Origin of the sequence: Muriicola sp. Z0-33 (assembly GCF_026126425.1) — a bacterium.
GTDB lineage: Bacteria > Bacteroidota > Bacteroidia > Flavobacteriales > Flavobacteriaceae > JAFMPW01.
Genome location: NZ_JAFMPW010000001.1, coordinates 657,436 through 664,460, shown reverse-complemented (window position 1 = coordinate 664,460; position 7,025 = coordinate 657,436). Strand labels below are relative to the sequence as shown.

The window sequence follows — 7,025 nt, the reverse complement described above, 5'->3', positions numbered from 1 at the left end:
AATGACCAATCGTACTCATCATCTACTGGTTCAAATGCACTAATTGCAAAAATAAGTGCTTCTGTAATAAGACCTACTGCAAGAAGAAGTCCACCAGTAAGGGGACCAAATTCCCAGTGTAGGATTTTAAATAAAGCACCGATAATTACTACCGAAGCTCCAAGGCCATAGGCCATGTTAAATAATTTTTTTGTTGATTTTGACTGTGCCATAATTTTAAATTTAATTTAAGTTTACTGTTAATAAAAGGATTTGGTTTTAAGTTTGATTTGATTATATACGTATAAACTACTGAGTTGAGTCTTCCTCACCCATATAATCTTGTACAGTTCGGAATCCAATATAGCTTCTTGCAGAATCCTTGTACTCATAATCACGTGTACTTACTTGTAGGAAATAAGCAACATCCTTCCAAGAACCACCACGGATAACTTTTCTGGCATTGCCGCCATCGCCTCCATTTGGGTTCATTGTTGAAACGTAATCATAAGAACTTGGATCATAACTAGAATTGGTCCATTCTGATACATTACCTGCCATATTGTACAGGTTATAATCGTTCGGCTCATAAGACTTTGCCTCCACCGTGTATAATGCTGCATCTGCGGCATAATCACCTCTTTGTGGTTTAAAGTTAGCCATAAAACAACCCGTGTCACTAATTACATAAGGGCCTCCCCAAGGATAGCTACCACCTTCGATACCTCCTCTGGCGGCATATTCCCATTCAGCTTCTGTAGGTAATCTGAATCGGTTCACGAATTGCTTGCCTCTTTCTTTTTGATCATCATTCTTGAATTTGGTTCTCCAATTACAGAAAGCCTTGGCTTGCTTCCAGGAAATACCAACAACAGGATAATCGCTATATGCATCGTGCCAAAAATAGTCGTTATGCATAGGTTCGTTATAAGAATATTCAAAATCCCGTATCCAAACTGTAGTATCCGGATAGATTTCCAATTCTTCCTGTTTTATAAAATCTTTTCTTCTACCGTCTCTGGAACGGGCTGCAGCTTCAATGTCCATCCAGCTGTATTTGTATTTTAGTTGGGTGACATCAATGGTGCGTTGTCCGTTATAGGATTCCTCTTCAGGAATGTAAATAGAATCCATCACTTCGGTATAGTATTCATCAGGATAATCTGATGTATCCCAAACAAGGTCTTCGTCCTTATTGAGTGCAAAGCCTTCGTACCCTGTTTCACCTAATCCAGCATAATTATCAATCATATACTTATCATAGGTAGACATTTTTGTAGTGTCTGCAGTTTTGAAAGCGTATTCCCCAATGCCTCCATCATCTGGTCCCATACCTAACTCATCCGCAAGGATGGCTAATTTGGTTCTGACAATAGAATCTTGTACCCATTCCACAAACTGCCTGTATTCACTATTCGTGATTTCCGTATCGTCCATATAAAAGGACCTTACGGTAACAGTTTTGGTTGGGGCATTTAGAACTTGAGCTTGATCTTCTTCACTCTTTCCCATAATGTAAGATCCGCGTGGGATCAGTTCCATTCCATAGGGTTTTTCGGGGTACCATTTTTTTCCCTGGACTCCGGTTAGTTCTCCTTTTGTTTTCGAGCCACAACTACTGAGCAAAAAAACAAACGCTATAGATGATAACAATAGCTTCTTCATACTTTAGGTTAAATTTCGATTAAGACTATAAACAGTATTGACATTTATTATTCTCTAAAACTACTTTTTGAATAATTTATTGTATACAACTGCCTATCCTTGCAAATTATTTTTTGTTAGTTAAAGCCTTTCCTATAGGCCTTAAACCACCTTTCAGGAATATTTTGATCACATGCATCCAGATAGTCCTGTTCAGTGCATGGTAATAACGCTGGTGATTTTGTTTTAGTATGTGAAGTTAAAATTGAAGGGATCTCTACCCACCACCTCTCTGTTATATGACTTTTAAAGAAGACCAAATGTTCTGTTTCCGTTGGCACATTAAACTTAATAAAGTCACTGTTTTTGGTACTCGGAGATTCTTTTCTTCTGTAATTGAAGCCTTCCATAAAATACCAAATAATCTGGGCGATAAGTTGAAAGGATTGGGAAGTATTCTCGCCTTCATATATTCCAAATACACTAACATTATCACTTATGCCAGCATATCTTGAAATAGCACAAATCTCTCTGCCTGTTAAACCATTAGGTGAAAAATTTGAAGATAGTCCTACCTCGCTTGCCCTTATAGCTCTGGCATCTACACTCACCAGATGAGCATTGCGCAAGACCGGTTCTGCCAGAGTGATATCCGCAGCAATATCTCCCAGACGGTAAGCATCAAAAAAGAGACGCTCCATAAGATCTATTTCTTCCTGGGCATTAAAATAACTTTGGTAGGCAATATTTGAAAAGTTAAAAAGGTTATTGGGTTTATCTGTAATGATTTTGCTCATATAGGAGTGTGAGGATATAAGTTCCTCATCGGCACCAAAATCAAATCTACTGTCCACGGCCACAAGATTAACCATATCCACTATTCCATCAAAGGCACGATAGGTAGGATAGGTAATATCCTGAGTCGCTCCGATAATTATCGGAATTACCTTTTCTTCCATTAAACCGGCTACGATTTCCTTAACAACAAAATAAGTGTCTTCAACAGTCTCCCCTTCAACAACATCACCGAGATCTACCAGGGTACTGCTCCAGTTGCCCATCATTAATTTATACAGCTGTATCCTAATGCCGGTTATATCTAACTGCTCTGGTTTTTTCTCAAAGGCATTTCTAGATTCGTTTACCCCGAGAATTGCGAAGGTGGCATTGGCTAATACCGGAAGGCCTTTTCTGGCGGTGTGTTTATGGATATTTTTTCCTAAAGATTGAGGGGGGAGTAATTCGCAATGGGCTATTGCTTTGTTGCTCACAGGGACTAAAAAATCAAATGCCATTTTGGTCTTTAACTGTTGTGAATTTAACGCATTTGCTGCTGCTAAAAAATCTGCCGATCAAACGTCCATAAAGATACTTATTTCTTCTTGGCTCTCGTCTTTTTTTTGGGTTTCTTTTGAGCTATCAGTGCTTGGGCATCCTCTAACGATACTTTAGTAGCATCTACATCTTTGGAGATTTCAACTTTTATCTTTCCCTGGATAATGTTATGTCTTCCCCATCTGGCCTTTTCAATTCGAATGCCTTCTTCGGGCCACTCCTGAACCAACTTTTCTATTTCCTTTTGTTTCTTAGCCTCTATCAGTTCTTCAATATCCTGCTGGGAAAGATGGTCATAATCGTATTTCTTATTCACATTTATGAACATATTATTCCACTTAATAAAAGGGCCAAATCTTCCTTTCCCCTTGGTCACCTCCATACCTTCATAAGTAGCTATTGGAGCATCTGCCTTTTGTTTGGCCTTTATTAATTCTATCGCTCTGGGAAGATCTACATCAAAAGCATTTTCTCCCTTTTCCAGAGAAACAAATTTCTTTCCAAATCGAACATAGGGCCCAAACCGGCCTACATTGGCCTCTATTTCTTCTCCTTCATAGGAACCCAGTTTTCTGGGCAATTGAAATAGCTCCATGGCCTCGTCATAACTAATAGTATTCAAAGACTGATCTGGTAAAAGACTTGCAAACAAAGGTTTCTCTTCCTCTTCCACCGTACCTATCTGAACCATAGGCCCAAATCTCCCAAGGCGTACAGCTACTTGCCTGCCTGTTTTAGGATCTGTCCCCAACACTCTTTCACCACTTGCCCTCTCAGCATTTTCCTCAACGTCTATCACTGTCGGATGAAAGTCTTTATAAAACTCTTTCATTACTTTTTGCCAATCCTCTTCTCCTTCAGCGATTTCATCAAAATCTTTTTCCACCTTGGCCGTGAAGTTATAATCCAGGATATTGGCAAAATGACTCACCAGGAAGTCGTTCACAATCATTCCTATATCCGTTGGCACCAGTTTGCCTTTGTCCGACCCTATAGTTTCTACAAGGGCGTTTTCCTGAACCTGAGCCGTATCCAGGACTAATTGCAGGTACTTCCTTTCTATCCCTTCTACCGTCCCTTTTTCAACATACCCCCTATTTTGTATCGTTGAAATTGTGGGGGCATAAGTAGACGGGCGTCCAATACCCAGTTCTTCCAATTTCTTGACCAGGGTAGCTTCAGTATATCTGTATGGAGGCCTTGTAAACCTTTCCGTTGCAATTATATTATTATTTTTCAGCGCGGCTCCCTCATTCATTGCTGGTAACATGCCTTGTTGTTCTTCGGCAAGATCTTCTTCATCCTTACCTTCCATATACACTTTTAGGAAACCGTCGAACTTTATAACCTCGCCATTGGCTGTAAATACTGCATCATGTGTATTTGCCCCAATTTTAACGTTGGTTCTTTCCAATTGTGCATCACTCATCTGTGAAGCCAAAGTACGTTTCCAGATCAATTCATATAATTTGGACTGATCATTTTCAAGACTAGGAGACTGAAGGGTCATGTCTGTAGGCCTAATTGCCTCATGTGCCTCCTGTGCTCCTTTAGATTTCCCTGTAAAATTGCGAACAGTACTATAAGCTTCCCCGTAGTTTTGTATAATGGCCGTCTTAGCAGCATTTATAGCCTCACCCGAGAGATTAACACTATCGGTTCTCATATAAGTAATTAGCCCGGCCTCGTATAAGCGTTGTGCCACCTGCATGGTCCTGGCTACCGAAAAATAAAGTTTTCTGGATGCTTCCTGTTGCAGGGTGGAGGTAGTAAAAGGTGCCGAAGGTGATTTCTTTGCGGGCTTCTTGTCCAGGCTGTTAACCTTAAAGTCTGCACCTATATTTTTTTCCAGAAATGCCTTAGCTTCTTCTTTGGTAGGGAAAGTTTTACCGAGTTTGGCGCTAAATACACTGCCTTCCTTGGTCGCAAACTCAGCAGAAATTCTAAAGGAAGCGACCGGATTAAATACCTCTATTTCCCTTTCACGTTCCACAATTAGCCGAACAGCAACAGATTGCACCCTTCCGGCAGACAAGCCCGGTTTTATTTTTTTCCAGAGGACCGGGGAAAGCTCATACCCCACCAATCTGTCAAGCACTCTTCTGGCTTGCTGTGCATTTACAAGGTTATAATTAATTGCCCTTGGGTTATCAATTGCTTTTTGAATGGCCGATTTGGTAATTGAATTAAAAACTATTCTCTTCGTTTTTTTCTGATCCAGGCCAAGCGTTTCTGCCAGGTGCCATGAGATGGCCTCTCCTTCCCTGTCCTCATCACTGGCTAACCAAATGACTTCTGCTTTTTTTGCAAGATCTTTCAGGCTCTTTACCAAAGCCTTTTTGTCTTTGTCTACTATATATTTAGGTTCAAAATTATTGTCCACATCAACTCCCAACTCTTTGGAAGGAAGGTCTGCTATGTGCCCAAAACTGGATGCAACTTTATAATCATTCCCTAGAAATTTTTCTATAGTTTTTGCCTTTGCAGGCGACTCTACTATCACTAAGTTCTTAGCCATTCATTGGTTTTTGAAGCAACAAAAGTAGCCTAAATTTTTTATTTGCTGTGCTACCTTTAAATATGGGTTAAAAAAAACATCCCGCTTTTACGGGATGTTATTATCGGTTTCAAGCCTTCGTTAAAGGCATTTCAATTGCTGATAGTTTGCTGTAATTTCAATCCTGAAATCTCGCAATAAACCGTTATAAGAGCAGAACAAATTCTTAAGGAAAACTTCAAATCCCGAATCAATTCAGTTCCAGGGTACTCATTAAACTTATCCCTTCTTCCAGATACTCATATTGGTAAAGAATATCATCCCCGACCATTAGTAACATTTCTTCCCTTGGAATTACATCAAAGGTGACTATGTCTTCAAAATGATTGAGGGTTTCTAGATTTTCTATGTCTGTTTTATCAAATATCTTTAACCCGGAGTCCCCGTCACAAACAAAAAGTTTCTCATCTTTAATACCCAGGCCATAAGGGCCATCCAATGGATAAGATACTGCCAGGACAGGATTGCTTATATCAGAAATATCTACTATAAAAAGACCACTTTCCGTAGCTCCGCAATTATTACCCCCTCTTAAAGTAACATAAGCATAATCCCCGTCAACCACCACAGGATCACATGCCGTTCCATGCTGAAATTCTGATACGAATGACGGACTGGCCGGTGAAGAAATATCATAAATATACATCCCCCGCATACTACCTAAGAACAAATGCTCTCCCCTGTTAAAAATGGTTTCAATATCGAAACCGGCAAAGACATCGTCCAAATCTTTCGGATTTTCCAAATCGCTAATTTCAAATACGTTGATGTTATGGCTGTCAACGGCATAAAGGTAATCGTCAACAATTTTGAAACGCGCCAGAGATCCCCCTTGTCCAACATTGCCAGCATCATTGGCAACCTCAGCAAGCGCCAGATCGTCGAAACGGGTATTTACCTCTTCTATTAATCGACGCTCTGTTACTACTTCCCATCCAATCAATATTTCATTTTGATAATCAATACCATCAAATTCAAAAATATCCGCTTCGGCAGGCCAGATTACGTTGTCGTATAGAACATCATCAAGTCTGTTTACAATTTCTATGTTGTTGACATCAGATATATTAAGGACGATCAGATCTGTTAAACTATCTGCATAGAGGTAGTTATCCTTTACCGAAATATCTACATTTCCGGCAATTTTAATAAAAGACACTTTCTTAGGGGAAGAAGGGTCACTGTTATCTATAACATGTACTCCTTTGTATTTGTCATTCACAAATATATAGTCTTGATATGCATAAATTTTTCCGGATTCATCTATAGGAACAGGTGAAATTATATCAACGCTGTTTTTAAACTCTTCCATACTCATTTTTAGTGGCCTGGCCACCAAATAGTCAGCATACTTGCTGTCGTCGGTTTTCTCACAGGAGGTTAATCCAATGGCTACTGATACTAAGATCAATAAAAATTGCTTCTTCATAGTCTGTTGTTATTAATTAGATTTGTTGCTTGACTTAAAGATACAGATGGCGGTACTGCGTTGCGTAAATTTTGATAAAGA

5 protein-coding genes are annotated in these 7,025 nt (G+C 39.5%); all 5 read right to left on the bottom strand.

Annotated elements, in window-relative coordinates:
- The coding region (gene gldL, locus J1G40_RS02930) for a gliding motility protein GldL (protein WP_265240817.1) at positions 1-212 on the bottom strand (212 nt) is incomplete at its 3' end.
- Positions 213-288: 76 nt separating this feature from the next.
- Complete coding sequence (gene gldK, locus J1G40_RS02925) at positions 289-1,644, bottom strand: gliding motility lipoprotein GldK (protein WP_265240815.1); 1,356 nt, start codon at positions 1,642-1,644, stop codon at positions 289-291.
- A 116-nt stretch (positions 1,645-1,760) separates the two neighbouring features.
- Positions 1,761-2,918, bottom strand: a complete 1,158-nt coding sequence (locus J1G40_RS02920; RefSeq protein WP_265240813.1) for a formimidoylglutamase — start codon at positions 2,916-2,918, stop codon at positions 1,761-1,763.
- 77 nt (positions 2,919-2,995) lie between these two features.
- Positions 2,996-5,476 (bottom strand): type I DNA topoisomerase, encoded by a 2,481-nt coding sequence (topA, locus tag J1G40_RS02915; RefSeq protein ID WP_265240811.1) that lies wholly within the window; start codon positions 5,474-5,476, stop codon positions 2,996-2,998.
- 229 nt (positions 5,477-5,705) lie between these two features.
- Entirely contained in the window at positions 5,706-6,944 is a 1,239-nt protein-coding gene (locus J1G40_RS02910; protein ID WP_265240809.1) for an LVIVD repeat-containing protein, read from the bottom strand.
- Positions 6,945-7,025 lie beyond the last annotated feature (81 nt).